Annotated in this window: 14 protein-coding genes; 2 read left to right on the top strand and 12 right to left on the bottom strand. The window is 52.2% G+C overall.

Translation table 11 applies throughout. From position 1 onward, the window contains the following. Positions 1-131: 131 nt before the first annotated feature. The 4 genes from SD69_RS06570 to purL all read right to left on the bottom strand — a co-directional run bounded on the left by SD69_RS06570 (position 132) and on the right by purL (position 5,439). Complete coding sequence (locus SD69_RS06570) at positions 132-479, bottom strand: VOC family protein (RefSeq protein WP_041522577.1); 348 nt, start codon at positions 477-479, stop codon at positions 132-134. Between the two features lie 61 nt (positions 480-540). After that, positions 541-861 carry a hypothetical protein gene (locus tag SD69_RS06565; RefSeq protein WP_041522576.1) on the bottom strand — a complete coding sequence of 107 codons (321 nt, stop codon included), beginning with the start codon at positions 859-861 and terminating at the stop codon, positions 541-543. A 113-nt stretch (positions 862-974) separates the two neighbouring features. Next, the gene (locus SD69_RS06560) at positions 975-1,430 is read right to left on the bottom strand and encodes a DUF1801 domain-containing protein (RefSeq protein ID WP_084591665.1); all 456 of its coding nucleotides are present in this window, start codon (positions 1,428-1,430) and stop codon (positions 975-977) included. 136 nt (positions 1,431-1,566) lie between these two features. Then, on the bottom strand, positions 1,567-5,439 hold the full coding sequence (gene purL / locus SD69_RS06555) for a phosphoribosylformylglycinamidine synthase (protein WP_041522575.1): 3,873 nt from the start codon (positions 5,437-5,439) through the stop codon (positions 1,567-1,569). A 410-nt stretch (positions 5,440-5,849) separates the two neighbouring features. Between purL and mltF the strand changes: the two genes are divergently transcribed. Further along, on the top strand, positions 5,850-7,352 hold the full coding sequence (gene mltF / locus SD69_RS06550) for a membrane-bound lytic murein transglycosylase MltF (RefSeq protein ID WP_232301159.1): 1,503 nt from the start codon (positions 5,850-5,852) through the stop codon (positions 7,350-7,352). Between the two features lie 124 nt (positions 7,353-7,476). After that, complete coding sequence (locus SD69_RS06545; protein ID WP_041522574.1) at positions 7,477-7,884, top strand: hypothetical protein; 408 nt, start codon at positions 7,477-7,479, stop codon at positions 7,882-7,884. 4 nt (positions 7,885-7,888) lie between these two features. On the opposite strand, the gene tadA is transcribed toward SD69_RS06545, so the two are convergent. The 8 genes from tadA to pdxH form a co-directional block, all read right to left on the bottom strand. Further along, entirely contained in the window at positions 7,889-8,650 is a 762-nt protein-coding gene (gene tadA, locus SD69_RS18405) for a tRNA adenosine(34) deaminase TadA (RefSeq protein WP_084591503.1), read from the bottom strand. Between the two features lie 118 nt (positions 8,651-8,768). Beyond that, positions 8,769-10,283, bottom strand: a complete 1,515-nt coding sequence (locus SD69_RS06535; protein WP_041522573.1) for a tryptophan halogenase family protein — start codon at positions 10,281-10,283, stop codon at positions 8,769-8,771. 37 nt (positions 10,284-10,320) lie between these two features. Then, positions 10,321-11,847 (bottom strand): tryptophan halogenase family protein, encoded by a 1,527-nt coding sequence (locus SD69_RS06530; protein ID WP_041522572.1) that lies wholly within the window; start codon positions 11,845-11,847, stop codon positions 10,321-10,323. Between the two features lie 21 nt (positions 11,848-11,868). Continuing rightward, entirely contained in the window at positions 11,869-12,885 is a 1,017-nt protein-coding gene (locus tag SD69_RS06525; RefSeq protein WP_041522571.1) for a cupin-like domain-containing protein, read from the bottom strand. Positions 12,886-13,050: 165 nt separating this feature from the next. Continuing rightward, complete coding sequence (locus tag SD69_RS06520; RefSeq protein WP_041522570.1) at positions 13,051-16,335, bottom strand: TonB-dependent receptor; 3,285 nt, start codon at positions 16,333-16,335, stop codon at positions 13,051-13,053. A 391-nt stretch (positions 16,336-16,726) separates the two neighbouring features. After that, positions 16,727-17,932, bottom strand: a complete 1,206-nt coding sequence (locus SD69_RS06515) for a CaiB/BaiF CoA transferase family protein (protein WP_041522569.1) — start codon at positions 17,930-17,932, stop codon at positions 16,727-16,729. A 30-nt stretch (positions 17,933-17,962) separates the two neighbouring features. Then, positions 17,963-18,937, bottom strand: coding sequence for an NAD(P)H-quinone oxidoreductase (locus tag SD69_RS06510; RefSeq protein WP_041522568.1), 975 nt, complete (start codon positions 18,935-18,937; stop codon positions 17,963-17,965). 20 nt (positions 18,938-18,957) lie between these two features. Further along, positions 18,958-19,620: a pyridoxamine 5'-phosphate oxidase gene (gene pdxH / locus SD69_RS06505; RefSeq protein ID WP_052480943.1), complete on the bottom strand. Its 663-nt coding sequence runs from the start codon at positions 19,618-19,620 to the stop codon at positions 18,958-18,960. Between the last annotated feature and the right edge of the window lie 87 nt (positions 19,621-19,707).

The following is a 19,707-nucleotide window of genomic DNA, read 5'->3' as shown; positions in this document are numbered from 1 at the left end:
CGTATTTTCCTCCGACAGCCTTCGCGCTAAGACATAACCGGCTAACATACGCAGTTCCCGGCGCGCACTACATCACTTAAAGCTCGCTCACGTCCACTGTATTCCGCATTGCCGTCAGATCTAATTGAGCCTTAGCCGAGCAGTTCAGTAATATGCCAAAGCTCACCCGACGGCCCCCAAAGGTAAATAACCTTGCCCCAGCCCTCTGTTTTTATCGGTTCAAACCTGAAATCGTGATTTTTGATACCCGATATCGTGGCGTAAGCCTCTTCTATATTCGGCACGATCAGTTGCAACATCAAATTATCCGCGAACTCTTTGTTATAGTATCGCTGCAGAAAAAAGGTACTATCACCGCACTCGAAGATCGAAAGATCATCCGACGCCTTTGACATTTTAAAACCAAGCGCCTGATAAAATGACTGCGACGCTTGGTAATCTTTGCTCGGTATAAACACTCTAACATCACTGACTTGCATTATGCCTCCTTTGCCCGAGCGAGCAGAATTTTTCACGCCGAAGAAACCTTATAGAAGACGACTAAACGTTAACCAAACGCACTAACCTGCGTTTTTCTTTATAAACAAACAGAAGAAAGAACACGCTAGAAAATACCCAAAAGACCACAGCCACAATAACCGTTAAATCCTGAATAAAAACACCGAACGTATTACTCACTATAATTGCCACCACGACGATGACGACCATTAAATAGCAATAAACAGCCATTTTTGGCACGGCTTTTTTCACCTTAAACATCGTCTTACAGCTCTCACACAAAACAGTTTCACCAAAACCGGAGTTATTAACCTTAGAAAAGGCTTCGGAGCCACACTCTAAGCAGCAATCTTGAATCTCCATGGTCTAGAATCCTTCTTTATAAATTTCCGTTCTGACATACCAATCGCAGAAAACGAATATGTCATATTAAGATTTAGGTTATCGTGCTTATTAACAACGTCTCACGTTAAAGCTCATGCCCCCATTAAAGGCAAGCTCTTAAGGCTTTGGTAGCGCAGTGCCAGCTCCACACAATGTGCAATCTTTTGTTCTGGCAAGGGTTTATCAAGGGGCAATACAATTGCCCTATTGCCCTGAAACACCAATTCGCCTGCGTACAACTCACGAAAAGTATCCACAAGTTTGGTTTGGCAATGGAAAAACAAAAAGTACTCGTCAGGTGTTTTTGCCTTCCAGTCCATTCGTACTGCACTACCGCCATTTACTAAGTAGCTAGGCTCGCCCCATTTTAACGTTTCCTCCACCGGCGTAAGGTTAAGCCTCTTTGCAGTTGAGAATAGCAACTCTCGCAAAGCGAGCATAACGGGTAACACCTTGACGGGGTAGCTGGAAAACCTGTCCTCAACCTCATCGGATAAAAAAGGAGTAAGGTTTGAGGCTTCTGCCTTTGGTGTATTGTGCACAGACATCTTAACCGCCCTCATTCAATAAATCGGCCCAAACGTTACGACACTTAACGTTACCCTGTTTATAGGTTTTGCAATAGCCATTAAAAAGGCGAGCACATTGGCTCGCCTTTTTTATGCAACACACAACAGCGTCCTATTACTCGACAAACACCCGTGCGTTTCTAAACAAGCGTAACCAGGCGCCGTCTTCTTGCCAGTCATCTGGGTGCCAGGAGTTGCTCACGGTGCGGAACACCCGCTCCGGGTGCGGCATCATGATGGTGGCGCGCCCGTCTTGGCTGGTGACACTGGTAATACCGTTAGGCGAGCCGTTAGGGTTAGCCGGGTACGTCTCGGTAACGTTTAAATTGTTATCCAGGTAACGCATGGACACCAAGCCACTGGTATCACAGCTACTTAATGCCGAACCATCGGCAAACTCGGCGCGACCTTCACCGTGGGCAACTGCCACCGGTAAGTGTGAGCCGGCCATACCTTTAAACAACACCGAGGGCGACTCTTGAACCTTAACCAGCGAGAAGCGCGCTTCAAATTGCTCGGACAAATTACGCACAAAACGCGGCCAGTGATCCGCACCGGGAATCAGATCTTTTAAGTTGGACATCATCTGACAGCCGTTACATACGCCTAAGCTAAAGGTATCGTCGCGGTGAAAGAACTGCTCAAACTGATCGCGTACTTGCGAATTAAACAATACGGTTTTAGCCCAGCCTTCGCCAGCCCCCAGAACGTCACCGTAGGAGAAACCACCACAGCTAACCAAGCCTTTAAAGTTTTCCAGGCTTACCCGGCCAGCCAACAAATCGCTCATGTGTACATCTACGGCGCTAAAACCGGCGCGATCAAATGCCGCCGCCATCTCTACGTGGCCGTTAACGCCCTGCTCACGCAGTATCGCCATACGCGGTTTGTTGCCGCTGTTAATATAGGGCGCGGCAACATCGTCGCTGGGGTCAAAGCTAAGCTCAACCGACAGGCCTGGGTCGCTCGCCATCAAGGCGTCAAATTCCTGCTGGGCGCACTCTGGGTTGTCGCGCAGTGACTGCATTTGATAGCTGGTTTCACTCCACAAGCTATGCAAAATAACACGCGATTGATCAAACACCAGCTCGCCGGCCTGAGAGATGCGCAGCCAATCGTCATCGTTAAGCGTACCGATTTTATGAGTACACTCAGCAAGGCCTGCCGCCGCGTACAGCGCTTTAACTTGCTCGGCGTGCTCGCGTTTCACTTGTATTACCGCGCCCAACTCTTCATTAAACAGAGCCGTTAACGGGCACTCGCCTAAACCGTCGATGTCGACATCGATACCGCAATGGCCAGMAAACGCCATTTCAGCCAAGGTGGCAAATAAACCACCGTCGGAGCGATCGTGATACGCCAGTAACCAGCCTTCGGCCAGTGCTTTTTGCGTGGCCTCAAAAAAGCCTTTTAGTTGCGCCGCATCGTTAACATCCGCCGGGGTATCGCCCAGGCTGTTGTAGGTTTGCGCCAAAATTGAACCGCCCAATCTATTGTTGCCGGCGCCCAAATCGATCAGCAGTAAATCGCTAGCGCCTTTATCCGTGCGCAGCTGCGGAGTTACCGCCAAACGCACGTCTGTAACTGGGGTAAAAGCCGAGATAACCAGTGACAGGGGCGCCGTTACGGCTTTGTCTTTGCCGTTGTCTTGCCAGGCGGTGCGCATCGACATAGAGTCTTTGCCCACTGGTATGGTCAAGCCAAGGGCTGGGCAAAGCTCCATACCCACCGCCTCGACGGTGCGATAGAGCTTTTCGTCTTCACCCTTGTGGCCGGCGGCGCACATCCAGTTGGCCGACAGTTTGATGTCTTTAATATCGGCAACAGGCGCGCAGGCGATGTTGGTTAAGGCTTCACCAATGGCCATCCGACCCGAGGCCGGGGCATCCAGCAACGCAACCGGCGTGCGCTCACCGATGCTCATGGCTTCACCTTTGGTGGAGTCGTAGCTTACGGTGGTGATCGCGCAATCGGCCACCGGCACCTGCCAGGGCCCGACCATCTGATCGCGTGCGACCTGGCCGGTTACCGAGCGATCGCCAATGGTAATCAAAAAGCTCTTGCTGGCCACGCTCGGGTGAGTAAGCACTCGCTCGGCGGCTTCATTGATGTGGATGTCGGCGGTGGCAAATGAATCGGTCGTGGGCGTGTAACGGCTCGCCTCGCGGTGCATTTTAGGCGCCTTGCCAAACAGCAGCGACATAGGCAAGTCGACCGGCTTGGCATCAAAGTGGGTATCGTTTACCAACAGGTGCTGCTCGCTGGTGGCTTCACCCACTACCGCGTAGGGGCAGCGCTCACGCTCGCACAAGGCTTCAAAACGGGCCAGATCTTGCGGGGCGATGGCCAGTACGTAGCGTTCTTGCGACTCGTTACACCAAATGGCCAGCGGGCTCATACTGGGCTCGTCGTTGGGCACGTCGCGCAGCTCAAACTTACCGCCGCAACCGCCATCTTTTACCAGCTCGGGGAAGGCGTTAGACAAGCCACCCGCGCCCACATCGTGAATAAACGCAATGGGGTTTTGTGCCCCTTGCTGCCAGCAGCGGTCGATGACCTCTTGGCAGCGGCGCTCAATCTCGGGGTTTTGCCGCTGTACTGAGGCAAAGTCTAAATCGGCGGATGAACTGCCCGAATCCATCGAGGAGGCGGCTCCGCCGCCCAGGCCGATCAACATCGCCGGCCCACCCAGCACTACTAATTTGCAGCCGGGCTGAAACGGCGGCTTGTCGACGTGCTCGGTGCGGATGTTGCCGTAGCCACCGGCCAGCATAATGGGCTTGTGGTAGCCGCGACGCTCACCGTCGTGGTTTTCTTCAAAGGTACGAAAGTAGCCACAAATATTGGGCCGACCAAACTCGTTATTAAACGCCGCGCCGCCAATGGGGCCGTCGAGCATAATATCCAGCGCGCTACAGATGCGCTCGGGCTTGCCGTAGTCCTGCTCCCACGGTTGGATGTAAGACGGTATATTAAGGTTGGACACGGCAAAGCCGGTCAGCCCGACTTTAGGCTTCGAGCCGCGCCCCACCGCCCCCTCGTCACGAATCTCACCACCGGCACCGGTGCCGGCACCAGAAAACGGGGAGATAGCCGTAGGGTGGTTATGAGTTTCAACCTTCATTAACAGGTTGATCGCCTCGGACGAATAACGGTACTCACCGGTTTCCGGGTCGGGGTAGAAGCGCCCGGCCTCGGGGCCTGCCACAACGGCGGCGTTATCGGAGTAGGCCGATAACACATTCTCGCCACCGAGCTCGTTGGTGTTTTTAATCATCTTAAACAGACTTAGCGGCTGCTCTTCACCGTCTAGCGTCCAGGATGCGTTAAAGATTTTATGGCGGCAGTGCTCAGAGTTGGCTTGGGCAAACATCATCAACTCAACATCGACCGGGTTGCGCCCCAGCGCCTGAAAATTCTCCACCAGATAGTCGATTTCGTCGTCGGCCAGAGCCAGCCCCAGCTCACTGTTAGCAGCGACCAGCGCTTCGCGGCCTCCGCCAATCACATCAACACTGGTTTGTGGCGCAGGCTCGGCGTGATCAAACAAGCCACCGGCGGCCTCAAGGCTGGAGAAGACCACCTCAACCATTCGATCGTGCAGCAAGGCCGCAATCGCCTCGCGCGCGCTGGCATCAAAATCACCCTGCACGTGGTAGCTTACGCCCCGCTCTAAGCGGTTTACCTCAAACAGGCCACTGTTGTGGGCGATGTCGGTGGCCTTAGAGGACCAGGGCGAAATCGTCCCCAACCGCGGCAATACCAAAAACAGCTCACCCTCGTGAGAGACCTCATCCATACGCGGGCCATAGGTTAACAGCTGGGCCAGCACCTGCTGGTCCTGTTCACTCAGGGGCGCCGAGAGGTCGGCAAAATGGGTAAACTCGGCGGCAACCGAGGTAATACCGGGCGCAACGGCCTGCAAATTGGCGAGCAATTTTTGTGAGCGAAACGGTGAAAGTGCCGGGGCACCGGGCAATATGAGCATAGTAGGCTGCAACCTCAAGCTTGCGGGGTTGGATGGATTGAGCGTCTTACCGCCTGACACTTCGACTCGGGCTTACCGATACCACCGAAGACGCCGACTTTAGGCGATACTGAGAGGGCCGGTATTGTACTGCAATTGATCAGCCTTGGCAGCACTAGAGAGGCAAAATTTGAGCAATGAGAGCACCGCCATGCCTGACGGCAGCGGCTCGTCAAATGGACGCCGACCGGAGCATCGGTTACTATTCAATCAACCCCGTGAACGTTTATTGACAAGTTTTCGGTGGTACATCACGGTTAGAATGGTTAAAATCGCGCGAAATTTGTGCGGCTGACCTGCCTTCAGGGGGTAATCCCCTCGTGGCAGCACCGACCAAAAGCCGGCAACGGCAAGGTTAGGTATTGATGGTGATGAGCAAACTCGGGCAATACGCACGGCAGCTGCCGCAGCGCTTTTCATCTAAGCGCACGCTGTTTGGCGTACTCTTGATTATGCTCTGTGGCGCCCTGGTCGCCAGCCGCCCACCCACCGCCCTGGAGCAAGTGCTGGCCAGCGGCACCTTGGTAGCCATCTCACGCAACGGCCCCACCACCTATTACGAAGGCCCCAACGGCACTACTGGATTTGAATACGCCCTGTTACAGGGTTTTGCCGATTCTCTGGGCGTTACGCTCGAAATTCGCGAGCAAGAACATCTGGGCACCATGCTCGATATGATTGCCGATGGCGACGGCCAGCTCGCCGCCGCCGGGCTCACGATTACCCCACAAAGGCAACGGCAGGTTCAGTTCACCTCGCCCTACCTAGAGGTTACCCAACAGCTTGTCTACCACCGCGGTGGCAACAAGCCACAATCCATCGAGGACGTCATCGGGGGCGACTTACTGGTGATTGCCGGCTCATCTCATGTGGAGCGCCTGGAGCAGCTAAAAGCCGACTACCCCGAGCTCAGCTGGCGTGAAGAGCCCAACCTAGAGATGATCGACCTGCTGGAGATGGTGCACCGCGGTGAGGTGGATTACGCCATCGTCGACTCCAACGCCTATCACATCAACGCCCAGACCTTTCCCCGGGCACGACTGGCGTTTGATGTAGGCGAGCCCGAGACGCTGGGCTGGGCGTTTCCGCGCAGGGCCGATCGCAGCCTGTACCAGCGGGCACAGGCTTATTTAGCGCACATTGAGGACAATGGCGTGCTGGACTCGCTGGTCACAGAGTTTTTTAGCAATGATGACCCGGTGAGTACCGGCGGAGCCCTGCTGTTTACACACCGCTTAGAAAAACGCCTGCCTCAGTGGCAACCACTGATGCAACAAGTAGCCGACGAAGTGGGCCTCAACTGGCAGTTATTAGCCGCGATCAGCTATCAGGAATCGCACTGGAACCCAGAGGCACGCTCCCACACAGGCGTACGTGGCCTAATGATGCTAACGCGCACCACCGCCAAAGAGCTGGGCGTGACAAACCGGCTAGACCCGGAGCAGAGCATGCGCGGCGGCGCCACCTACCTAAAAGATTTGTACTCCCGGCTGCCCGAGCGCATTGAAGATCCGGATCGCACCTTACTCGCCCTGGCGGCCTACAACACCGGCATGGGCCACTTAGAGGACGCCAGGGTCTTAACCCAGCGCCACGGCGGCAACCCGGATAAATGGCAAGACGTGGAAAAATACCTACCACTACTGGCCAAGCGCAAATACTACCGCACGTTAAAACACGGTTACGCCCGGGGTTGGGAGCCCGTTCAGTACGTCAATAATATTTTGCGGTTTCGCGACATTATTGCCTGGCACGACCAACAAGAGCAGCGCCGTTTAGCCATGGCCACCAATGCCGACAGCACCCCCGACGAGTCAAGCGAGGCCAAAACCGAGCGCAACGACAACGGTAGCATGCCCACCTCAGTGCTGTAGCCTAGCCCGACTACTCAAGCTGCGGCCTGTGCTGCCCGGCACCGATCGAGTAGAACGTTATTGACAGCACTCCCGCCGCAGCGAGACACTTTAGCCATTACCTTCTCGCAACGGAGCAACACCCATGATTACTTACCTTTATTGGGCCGCCGTCATCGCAATAGCCATGGCACTGCTGATTGGCCTTGGCAAATACAACTACTGGAAAGCCGCACTGATTAGCTCTGTGGTGGTATTTTTAGTGGGCTGGGGCGCTTATTACTTTCACTTTGAACAAGTGTTTGTCAAAAAATACGGCGGCGTAATGAGTGTCAGTGTACCCGATGGCCAGCAGCATATCGCCGCCACCTGGAAGGACGAAAACCTCTGGATTGAGAACTACGACCCCAAGACCAACACGTGCCACTTTAATGAATACTCAAAAGGCAACGTGTTGCAGGGCAAAGTCAGTATCAAAAACTGCAACCCGATACGCGGCAATGACGCCACGCGCGCGATTGCCCCAGTGGCGCAGCGCCAAGGCAGCGATTAAGCGGTTAAACGTCGGCGTCGCCGCGCAACTGCCGCTGCTGTTTTTGCTCGTGTCGGCGGCGCTTAAAGAATGCACTTAACTGTTGCTGGCACGCCTCGCGTGCCACTCCGCCCGTCACCTGCACTGAGTGATTAAAATAAGGCGCATCCAGCAGCTGCGCCTGACTCTCGACCACACCCGCTTTAGGCTCGGTGGTGCCATACACCAACCGCCCAACTCGCGCGTGCACCATGGCACCCACACACATAGTACAGGGCTCTAGGGTCACATAGAGCGTGCAGTCGTTCAGACGGTAATTGCCCAGCTGACGAGCCGCCTCGCGCAGTGCCATCATCTCGGCATGGGCCGTGGGGTCACAACCGCCAATGGGGCGGTTGTAGCCGCGCCCGACAATTAAACCGTCACGCACAACCACGGCCCCCACCGGCACTTCATCGTTATCAGCCGCTTGCTCTGCCAGCGCCTGAGCCTCCTGCATCCAACGCAGATCTTCTGGGCGGTGTGCAATACAGCTGTCGGTAGCGTGAGCGAGCCGTTCAGCCTCGACCAGGCTCATAGGCGCGACAAAAGCAAAGCGCAACAGTGTCTGCCCGTCTCGCTCAACCGTCTCGGTAAACATAGCGAGGGGCCGTACCCACCACGAGAAATCGCCATACAGGCAGCGATACACCACTAAAGGCTCGCGGGTTTCGCTGTGAGTGGCGATACGGTAAACAAAATACTCGCCACCTTTGTAGTGGCGGTAAAGGCCGGGGCTGATTTGCATAGCAATGCTCTGTGGTCAAAACAGCCATTTTAATGGGATTGCGACCGAATTACACTGGCAACTCCTACCGCTAACGACCACCGCTCCCAAGAAAACTGACCTGTACGGCTAAACCCACTCACTCAGGTAACATGTGAGCTAGTAACTCATTGTGATCCCTAAAGTTTAAGCCACACCGACGGATAAAGTCCGCCAATTGCTCCATATCAGCGTGGGAGCTGGCGCGGGCTTGTGATTTATTAGGTCGCTGTCGGGGGAAGGCGCCATACCCAGCCAATAAGCAGGCCCATGATTTGGCCTGATAACCCACGTCCAGATTCTGCGCGCGCATGTCTTTAGCAAACGTTTCACTGCTGGCCCACAAGTTTAAAATTGCACGCAGCCGCTCCGACAAGTTCGTATTGGCGGCATTATCACGCCAGTACTCGGTATCAACTCTTTGATTGGCCTTATAGTGACACACAATATAATCTCGCACCGCCTCGAACTTTACGTTTATAGCATCATTAAATTCACGCTCAAATTTGTTTGTAAAATGCCCGTCCTCATAATGCCGCATAAACAACATGACTGTGTCAAACGTAAGCGCAAGAGCCGTTGCCTCCAACGGTTCTATAAAGCCTTGAGACAAACCAACCGCCAAGCAGTTTTTTTCCCAATGCTTTTCTGCCCGGCCAACTTTCATGGTTAAGTGTCGAGCGTCGACATCGACCTCCATTAGATTTAAATGTTGCCTCAACTGCGTTTCTGCCTGGTCTGCATTGATATAATTACTGCTATAAACATAACCATTACCATAACGGTTAACCAGAGGAATCTTCCAGGCCCAACCATTTGATAGTGCCGTGGATCTTGTCGCCGGCGTAATAACCTCCGATATTTCGGTAGGAAGGACGACTGCAGCATCATTAAATAAGTTCTCTTTGTAACTTTTAAAGGAAACCTTCAATGCTCCCTGCAAAAGTAACGATCGAAACCCCGAGCAATCGATAAAAAAATCGGCATCCAGTAAGCTATCGTCGCCCAGCCTAACCGATGTTATGTGTCCCTCTGAATCTAGCACCACCTCCGTCACGGTACCATCGATTCGAGTTAGCCCTTTCTCAATTGCTTTTTCAGCAAGAAATTGGCCTAAAAGGCCTGAATCAAAGTGGTACCCATACCCCACAGAAAACGGAAAGCACTCTGCGGCCAATGGTCCAAGATTGTTATGGGTCAGATAAGATTCAAGAAAGTAGTGATCCGGGTGGGCTTGCGCCTCTTCTCCTTGCATGCGTGCTTTAACATTGTGAAAAAACATCGGCACGGTCAGGTCGTCAACCTGCGCGGGAAAGGGGTGGAAGTACTCTTTATGGCCAGGTACAAAAGACCAATCAGAAAAATAAATACCATTTTTGTAGGTTGCATTACAGCGAGGCATCCACTCCGACTCAGAAACGCCCATAGCATCAAAAAATAACTTCAAATGCGGTGTTGACCCCTCACCCACACCAACAGCGCCAATATCGCTGGACTCTAACAGACAAACCTCTACATCGCCCCAATGAGCCATGATTAAGTTTGCAGCCATCCACCCGGCCGTGCCACCACCCACAATGAGGATTTTTTTGGGCTTCTTTGCATCAAAGCTCATCTTACAGTCTCACAGAAAGGTCATTTGTAATTAGTCATCATGACTTATGGGTAGCCGAATACTCTTTAAATTCTGTCAACCATTGCCTCTGTGACAACAGTGAATCGGCTAACTCAGAAGAGCGACTCAGGTGCTCAACAATAGCATTTTTTGACAAATTCCCTATTCGCTCAGTCATCGCCGGAACTCTGGTGGGATAATCCATACCATAGAGAACCATTAAGTAGCTCTCAACAAGAAAAAAGTCGTACGTACTAGGAAAGTCTGTACGCTGAGGTATAGAGTACCGCCATAGCTCGAGACGCTCAGCCAAAACATCAGATAAACCAACCCCCTCAGTAACATCACGCCAAAACGATGTATCTCGTCTATTTGATACGGCGTAATGAACCCGAATAAAGTCAATCACCCGGTCCCAAATCAAACGTGCAATCGCATTACATGATTTAGCGTATAAGGGAATTTCCTCTCGGGTTACCGGGATCCTCTTGGCAACCATACTTGCACAGAAATCCGTAACATAAAGAGAAGTTGCCTCGAGCGGCTCAACAAAACCGCCAGCCAAGCCAAGGGCGACGCAGTTCTTTTCCCAGAGCTTTTCCCGAAACCCCGCTTTCATCGGTATTTTTCTAACGTCCGTGTCCTCAAGATCTTTACCGTGATACTTTGAAAACTCACTTATAGCCTCGGCATCGCTCATGTGCTGTGATGAGTAAACAAACCCAGTACCACGCCTCGTAGTGAGTGGAATATCCCACACCCACCCCGAGCCATGTGCCGTCGCCTTAGTATAAGGAAAGATCTCCTCTCGGGGGTCAGTTGCCACCTGCAACGCCAGTGCACAATCGGTCAATATTTGATCCGACCTATCAACAAAAGGAACAGCCAGGGCCTTATCAAACAACACAGACGAAAAGCCGCTACAATCAATATAAAAATCAAACTCCTCATATTCACCTGACTCATAATAAAACCCTTGTATGCTGCCGTCTTCATGCAAAGCAACCTGTTTGATGGTTTCAAATATGTGCCTTATACCAAACCTTTTTTTCGCGTTATCAGATAAAAGCGTCGTAAACTTAGCGGCATCAAAGTGATAGGCATAATTAATAACGCCTTGATATGATGGGGAGCTTTTTCTTTTAGGGCAACGATTCTCTTCAGACAAACAATACGCTGAAGACAGCTTAGAATATTCGACGTTCTTACTGCCCAACCAATACGGCGTAACATCGTAGCCACCAGGGTAAGTCAAATCAAAGGAGTGATAATAAAAGTTGTCTTTTTCCCGCTTATCAACCGTCATCCAATCAACAAATTTAACACCTGTTTTAAAGGTGGCATCACACTGTAAAATAATATCGGCTTCACGGATACCAAAGCTCTGTAGACTTGCACGCAAAGCCGGAACAGTTCCTTCGCCAACCCCAATCACTGGAATATCGACCGACTCTATCAGAGTTATTTCAACTTCCGAATCACGCAACAACTCTAACCCAAGGTGATTGGCACTAAGCCAGCCAGCACTACCTCCTCCCACAATCGCTATGCGTTTTATTTTCATATCATCGTCCAAAACGAGAAACTACTGTTTTAATCTTTCTATAAAATCATCTTTGAGCTTTCTTTCGGCTTTCGGAGTTATTTTTCCAATCGCATACTGGCACTGCTCTGGAATGTAAGAGGCCGGATCGACATTTTTTTTAAAAAGGTAATGATCAAACATGGCTCGCCAAGCATCACGCTGACGAGGCGTAAGATTACGCATTGCCAGCATCGCCATATTCAAACAATCCAACGGCTTAGGTTGAACCGCGCCCTTGGCCAGCGTACCACTCCACCAATAATTCATTAATCCATTAACCTTTCCTAATGAATCCACATGGTGCCACCACAGCATAGGGATGTATATGGCATCCCCGGGTCCAAGCTCTGCCGAGTAAGCATTTTCAAGGGCTGTTTTAAACCGTGGGTAACGCTCAAAATCCGGATCATGCAAGTTCACTAAACTTACCGGAACACCCGCAGGGTTAAAGTTAATCGAGCCTGGATACAAATTAGCGACTTGCTCGGGCGAAAAAAGAGTGAATCTTCTACGACCGGAAACTACACAAGCAATATTGTCGGAACCATCAAAGTGCGCACCAACCGTTACTTGATTCCCAATCCACATGCGAGGTTCTACATCCGGAAAAAAATCGACTTTATTCTCTTCAATTAGCCCCGGGAAAAACTCGTCTGGTGATACACTCTGAACCGACACAGAGGGATAAACGTCTTTAGCACTTAACTCTAATAGTCGCCCCAAATACAAATCCAAACGCTCTTCACCCGCGATGTAATTCAAGCCAGTCATATCTTCATTGTAAAAAAAATAGCCTTTTATATCCGGGTGACCCAGTAAAACTCTAGCCTTTTTCCCAGAATAAAAACTTACGAGATATGACACAAAATCCTGAGGAGATTTTTTTGCCGCACTCACTAGCGGCCAATGACTCGCAAACCGACGAATAACAATAGGCTTCTGCTGCGGAACTATATCTTCAAAAAACTGACTCGGCGATAGATCGCTGTATTCCGGAATGTTTTTATAATCTGTCATATCACCCCCACTAACGACATTACGTACCACCGCATAAGAATCCCAGCTAGCAACACCACAATTTAGATTATAAACACGTTAACATAACAAAAAAAGCGCGCAGCATTTCTGCTGCGCGCCTTCCTGAAAACCTTCTACTAAATAGCTTCTATTAAAAAGCCTCTATTAGAAAGTAGCGCGAACTGCCAACGCATAACGGCGGTCAGTTGTAAAGTTAAGCGCATCGGTTTTAACACCTTCTTGGTTCATTTGATACATAGTCTCAGTATCTGCGCCTAACAAGTTGCTGGCCTCCAGCCCAACCTTCCAGTTGTCGTTGATCGTGTAGTAGAAGCTAGCGTCCATCATACCTTGAGCTTTAGCATACGCAGGGACATATTCCTCAGACTCGCGCAATGTCAATAAGTATTCAGAGCGCCATGTGTATGCCAAACGAACCGAGTAAGCGTCGTATTCATACATACCCACGATATTCAGGTTTTCGTCGGAGTAGCCTTGCAATGGCAAATCCGTGAATACGCGGAAGGTGTTACGACTATCCTCAATTCGGCTACCGTCTTCAGTAAAACCCAAAGTTCCGGCAGCAATTTCATTTGGATCTTCCAGGTCATCTTGATCAATATAAGTGAAGTTAAACTGCAAGCCTAGACCGCTCCAGGCTCCGGGCAAGAAGTCGTAAAACTGCGAGTACGAGAACTCCACACCACGAATAGTTCCCGAGCCGGTGTTATCCGGGCCGTACGCAGAGACGTAATGGCTTGCCCCGCCATCTTCCACTTCCAGATCGAACTGCTTACTGCGGATAATATTATCCAGCTTTTTATGGAACAGGCCCACTGTCACAGAGCCCGCTGGAGCAAAGTACCATTCAGTAGTCAAGTCCAGGTTAACTGACTCTTCCGGCTCCAAATAGGGATTGCTGGCCAATGCTGTGAGGTTTATATCCTCAAGTGCAACGATCGGGTTGGTAACGTCGTCTTGAGGTGAATCTGGATCTTCTAATACACGGTTAAAATCCATACTCATCACAGTGATGTTTCGCGTGTCAACCAAGCTTGGGTAATACAGCCCTTTAGACGCTGCAAAACGCACCACGACATCTTCTGCAACGCCAAAACTCAAGTTTAAGCTTGGCAACACCGTGTCGTAATCGGTGCCATCAACAGTGCTCAGCACCGACTCTCCCGAGGCAAGGTTGTACAGATCCGGGTAGTCGTTCTGCATCACCTCGTTCAATGAGGTACCCGGTTCACCACGAGTTGACGCGGGCGGTTTTACAAAGGCACCGGTAGACTCCAACTTGTAGCCAACGTAACGTAAACCAACATTACCTTTGATAGGTACAGCCAGATCGTCAAAATCAAAGTCACCACGAACATAAAACTCAGTGCGCTTTTCGTTGGACGAGCTAATATTATGAGCGGCATAGGGCCCCTCTACTCGATCAGGCTTATCGGTGTAAGGCACATAAACACCATCACAAACGCCGCCGTTAGCAGCACTGCTAGTGGCATTATGCCAGCCTTCTGCACAACCTTGGCGCAGGGATTCAGCGTAGTTTTTAACAAGCTCTTGCTCTGGGAACAAGAAGCTATTAACGCTACCCTGCAGAACTTCACCATCATAAAAATCTGAAAAATCTACAGCTTCAAATAGCTCAGGGCTATTGATTGAGGCCGCAGCGACACGATCGGCCTCAATCCAAGGAGTACCGATGGCAGACCAACCTTCGTAGTTTGTGTTGCGAACCGTTAAGTCTTTATCCGAGTAGTAAGCGCCGGCTTTAATACCTGTAATCACACCGTCAAACGCATAGCCAACATCTAACTGAAAACTATCGGCCTTAGCCGTATTGTGCTCTTCTTGTTCCATACCGGAACCCAGAAACAGGTTTGGCTCAACATTCACAAGAGGGTTGCCATCGGCATCCCGAGCCCAGCCCGGATTCTGAATGGCATCACTCAGATACTCGATAGTGGGGCGCTCACCACGCAAATCGACAAAATAAGGCGACACATCAGCAACAGGGCCGCCACGGGTTTGGGCAGACATACCATAGTTGTGCACGATCTGCTCTGAATCGATGTGCTGATAATCCAGCTCGACCGTTAAACGATCTGTTGGGGTCAGTGTCACATTAAACGAGGTATCTTCAACCGTATTTTCGTTGTAATTCCAGCGGGTACGGTAATTTAAAGGCACTTCGATATTGTTTCCCAGTGCAATACCTGAGGTCAAAAAGCCATTTTCATCAATTGTGCGCGGGTAACCATTTTCTTCGTCACCCACCCAGTCATGTGAGCTGGCCATAAAGCTTTTAAAGCCTTGCGCAGCCTGACCAATTTGACGCTCGATGTATTCCAGTGAAGCTTCTGAATTGATGTGCTCTAGGGTGGCAACAATGGTTTCATCATTGTTCGCCCACTGTAGCGAGGTAGTAAAACCTGTCCGCTCACGGTCATTATCGGCCGTGCTCATATGAAAACTAGCGGGGGTGTGCCAAGTCGTGTCGGCCGGTTGGCCGGTGAGCGCCGAACCTTCGTACGGCGACTGATAAGCGTCTTCCGCAGTAATAATATTAGCCGGGCCCTCGCAGTCTGCTGGCGCCCAGCCACCGGCAAGCGCGTTAGGCACACAAGGACTATCGTAATTACCCTCTACAGCGCCCGGGCCTACCGGAGTACCCCACAGATCCCAGCTCGCCGCCGGTGTTTCATCTAAACCACGGCTGTGGAAATTACCCATACCAACGCCATCACCACGGGTTTTGTATTCTGAGTAAGCACCCGAAATTAAGAAACCAAATTTACCAATATCGGTTTCCCAGCTATCAGAGAAAAGGGCGGAGAAAGACGGCGTAACCTCTTCACGATAATCGCCGTAGTTTGCCTTAGCGGTAAACGAGATCAGCTGCTCATCAGAGTCAAAGGGCTTACGGGTAATTAGATTAACTGTGCCGGCAATACCGCCGGAGATCAAATCGGCCGTTTGGTTTTTAACAACCTCAACAGCACCCAACAGCTCAGCCGGAAAATCTTCATAGCTTAGGCCACCATAGGGGTTAGCACTGAAGGCGTCGCGGCCGTTAATTTCTGAGCGCACGCGATCCAGGCCACGTACCAGTACACCGGTACCTTCATCAGCATAATGCTTTGGATCGCTCGAAGAGGCAAAGCGCTCGATAGTGACGCCCGGAACACGCTGTAGCGCTTCGGTCACACTTTTATCTGGCAAAGCGCCAATATCAGAAGCGGTAATAACGTCTTTAACGGTATCGGCGTAACGCTTCATGTCTTGTGCGTTTTCGATACTCACGCGCATACCGCGAACAACGACCTCCTCAACCAGCTCTGGTGAGTCCACATCTTGTTCCTGAGCGGCCGCGGGTAATGTTACCCCGGTTGCTGCGGCACAGACTGCGATGCTTAGTAATTTTTTATGAAATTGCATAGCCAGCTAATCCCCTATTGAATTGTTTGTTATAGAAACGAGATTTCTCAGCGCCCAAGCCCTGTCGTTTCCGCGTCACTCCATCGCTCCACTACTTACCCAAATGAGGTGACCCAAGTTGCGCGCTATCTTTAAAGCACACCTGAAATGTTATTAACTATCACAAATTCAGGAAAACTCAGATATTTGTTTTACCTCGACAGGGACAACGTTGTCAAGAGTTTGCGACGAAAGTCTCACAAGCGCAATTTACCCGAGGACTTACAAGCCCAGCTAAATGCGTTAATTTCAATTACTTAAGGAAATAAAAGGCAGGAAAATGGAGCAGGTCAAATAATCAATAAAATGCCGCCCCGAGTGAATAGCCACCTCGGGGCGAGGGTAATTTACGCTAGATAACGCCTTGCTGCTGCAGTTGCGTAAGCTCCTCGGGCGATAAGCCCAACACTTGTTGCAGTACTTGATGGGTATGGCTGCCGACCTCACCACCGGGCCACTCAGTACGGCCAGGTGTCTCCGCAAGCTTTGGCACCATAGCCGGAATATCCAGTGGCCGGCCGTTAATATCCACCCGTTCAAACAGGCCCCGGGCATTAAAGTGCTCATCGTTAAACATATCGACAACATTGTAGATGGGGCCGGCGGGAACACGTGCCGCCTCTAGGGTTGTTAGCACGTCGGCACTATCCTGGCCGGCGCACCAACTCGCCAGCGCGCGGTCAATTTCTTCTTCACAGGCTACACGCCCGGTATTGCTGGCCATACGTGGGTCGGCGGCCATTTCCGGGTGTCCCGCCGCTGTCATCAACCGCTGAAATATTGAGTCGCCATTGCCGCCGATCACAACATATTTACCATCAAAACAGCGATAAGTGTTGGTGGGCACAATGCCCGTCACCGTGCTGCCGGATGGCTCGCGCACGATCCCGGCACCGGAATATTCTGGTACCACCGCTTCCATCAAGTTAAACATGGATTCATACAGGGCCACGTCTACCACCTGACCGGCGGACTCAGAATCACGCTGGCGCCCAAGCAGTGCCAGCGCAATACCAAAAGCGGCGTGCAACCCGGCAATCGAGTCGCCAATGCTTAGATTGGGCCGAACGGGCGCCTCGCCCGGATGGCCATTAACGTAGCGAAAACCGCTAAAGCCTTCGCATACAGAGGCAAAGCCGGGCTTACTCGCGTACGGGCCGGTCTGGCCGTAGCCAGAAATACGCGCGTACACCAGCGCTGGGTTTTCGGCTTTGGCCTCGTCCGGCCCGAGCCCCCAGGCCTCCATCACTCCTGGGCGAAAGTTTTCAATCACCACATCGGCGCCCGCCATAAGTTGCAGGGCCAACTCGCGGCCTCGCTCGGTTTTTAAATCGAGTGTGATGCTTTTTTTGTTGCGGCCAATACTGCGCCACCAAAACGAGGTACCCTCTTCCACCGCTCGCCAACCGCGAATCGGGTCGCCTTTACCGGGCGGCTCGACTTTAATCACCTCGGCGCCAAAGTAAGCCAACAGGCAGCCGGCGAAAGGCCCGGCGATTAACTGGCCAAACTCGATAATGCGAATACCCGTCAGAGGACGGGAGTCAGACTGACTCATGGACCTTCCTTATTTTTGTAAGCGCCGCTTCTATACGGTTAGCACGATCTTACCAATATGCCGGCTTGACTCCATTAACTCATGAGCGGCGGACGCCTCGGCCAGCGGCCACTCGGCGGCAATTAAGGGCGTTATTTGGCCACGGTTCAACAGTGGCCAAACCTGATTCTCTAGTGCCTGCGCTAACGCCGCTTTGGTTTCGTCTGAACGCGCCCGCAAGGTTGAGCCGGTTAGCGTTAAACGCTTGAGCATCACCGGAGTAAAGTCCAGCTCGACCTTACTGCCCGATAAAAACGCAATATTAACAATGCGCCCATCGCGTGCCGCCGCTTTAATATTGCGGGGGATATAATCGCCACCCACCATATCGAGTATCACATTGGCGCCGCCCTGTGCCTTTACCCGGGCAACAAAATCGTCGGTGCGATAATTAATCGCGACATCGGCCCCCAACTGCAGCGCGGCATGGCACTTTTCATCGCTGCCGGCGGTACACAGCACCCGGGCGCCAAAGGCTTTAGCGAGCATGATAGCGGTAGTACCAATGCCACTGGTGCCACCGTGCACCAACAGTGTTTCGCCCGCCTGCAGTGCGCCGCGTTGAAACACATTGTGCCAAACGGTAAAAAACGTTTCGGGCAAGGCGGCCGCCTGTACCGCACTAAACCCGGTAGGTATGGGCAGCACCTGGCCGGCAGGGGCGACACAGTACTCGGCGTAACCACCGCCATTGACCAGCGCACATACGCGATCACCCTTTTTCCAGCGACTAACGTGTGCACCGCACTCAACCACAGTGCCGGCCACTTCCAACCCTGGCAGAAGCGACGCCCCTTGCGGCGCCGGGTACAGCCCCTGGCGCTGCATCACATCGGGCCGATTGACTCCCGCCGCCTCTACTTTGACCAGCACCTCTTCAGCCCCTGCACGAGGGCAGTCAATGATTTGCCGCTGTAATTGCTGATCGACAATCGCTTGGGCGTTGATGCGCGTGGGTAAACTCATAAAACCTCTAGTAGTTCGCTTTAGGGCGCCAGACGATCAATATGCCACTCACCAGAATCACGCCGCTGGTAGCGAAAGTTATCGTGCAAGCGATGGGCACCACCCTGCCAAAACTCAACCTCGATAGGCACCAGCCGATACCCCCCCCAGTGCTCGGGCAACGGGATTGGCTGTTCGGCGTAGCGCTGCTTGAGTGACTCAAACCCGGCCATTAGCGCGTCGCGCGATTCAATTACCTGGCTCTGCGCTGACGCCAAGGCCGCCAACTGACTGTCACGGGGGCGAGACGTAAAATAAGCCTCGGCATCGTCCTGCCCCAGTACCTCAACCCGGCCCGCTACTTTTACCTGGCGATCCAGCGGGTGCCAGGGGAACAACACGCTGGCCAGCGGGTTGCCGGCAAGCTCACCCCCCTTGCGGCTGGCGCGATTGGTGTAAAACACAAAACCCTGACCATCAAGGCGCTTAAGCAGTACTATGCGCTGCGATGGCTGACCACTTGGGGCAACGCTTGCCAGCACCATCGCCGTAGGATCGCCAAGCCCAGCGACCACCGCCTCATCAAACCAGCGCTGAAACTGCTCCAGTGGGTCGGCTGCCAAGTCAGGTCGGCGCAAACCGCCACGGGTATATTCGCGACGCATTTGCTCAAGTTTTTGCTGCTGCTTTGGGTCTTGATTCATTAGTTACTTATCTCGAATTATCAGGCGTGGACACAGCGCTATTATACGCGCTGAGCCGGCCCAAAGTTTAGCGGCAACCTGCCAGAC

The sequence above is a fragment of the Gilvimarinus agarilyticus genome (assembly GCF_000832015.1).
Lineage (GTDB): Bacteria > Pseudomonadota > Gammaproteobacteria > Pseudomonadales > Cellvibrionaceae > Gilvimarinus > Gilvimarinus agarilyticus.
Note: the sequence above shows the minus strand (reverse complement) of the source record. Positions and strands in the feature narration are given on the sequence as shown.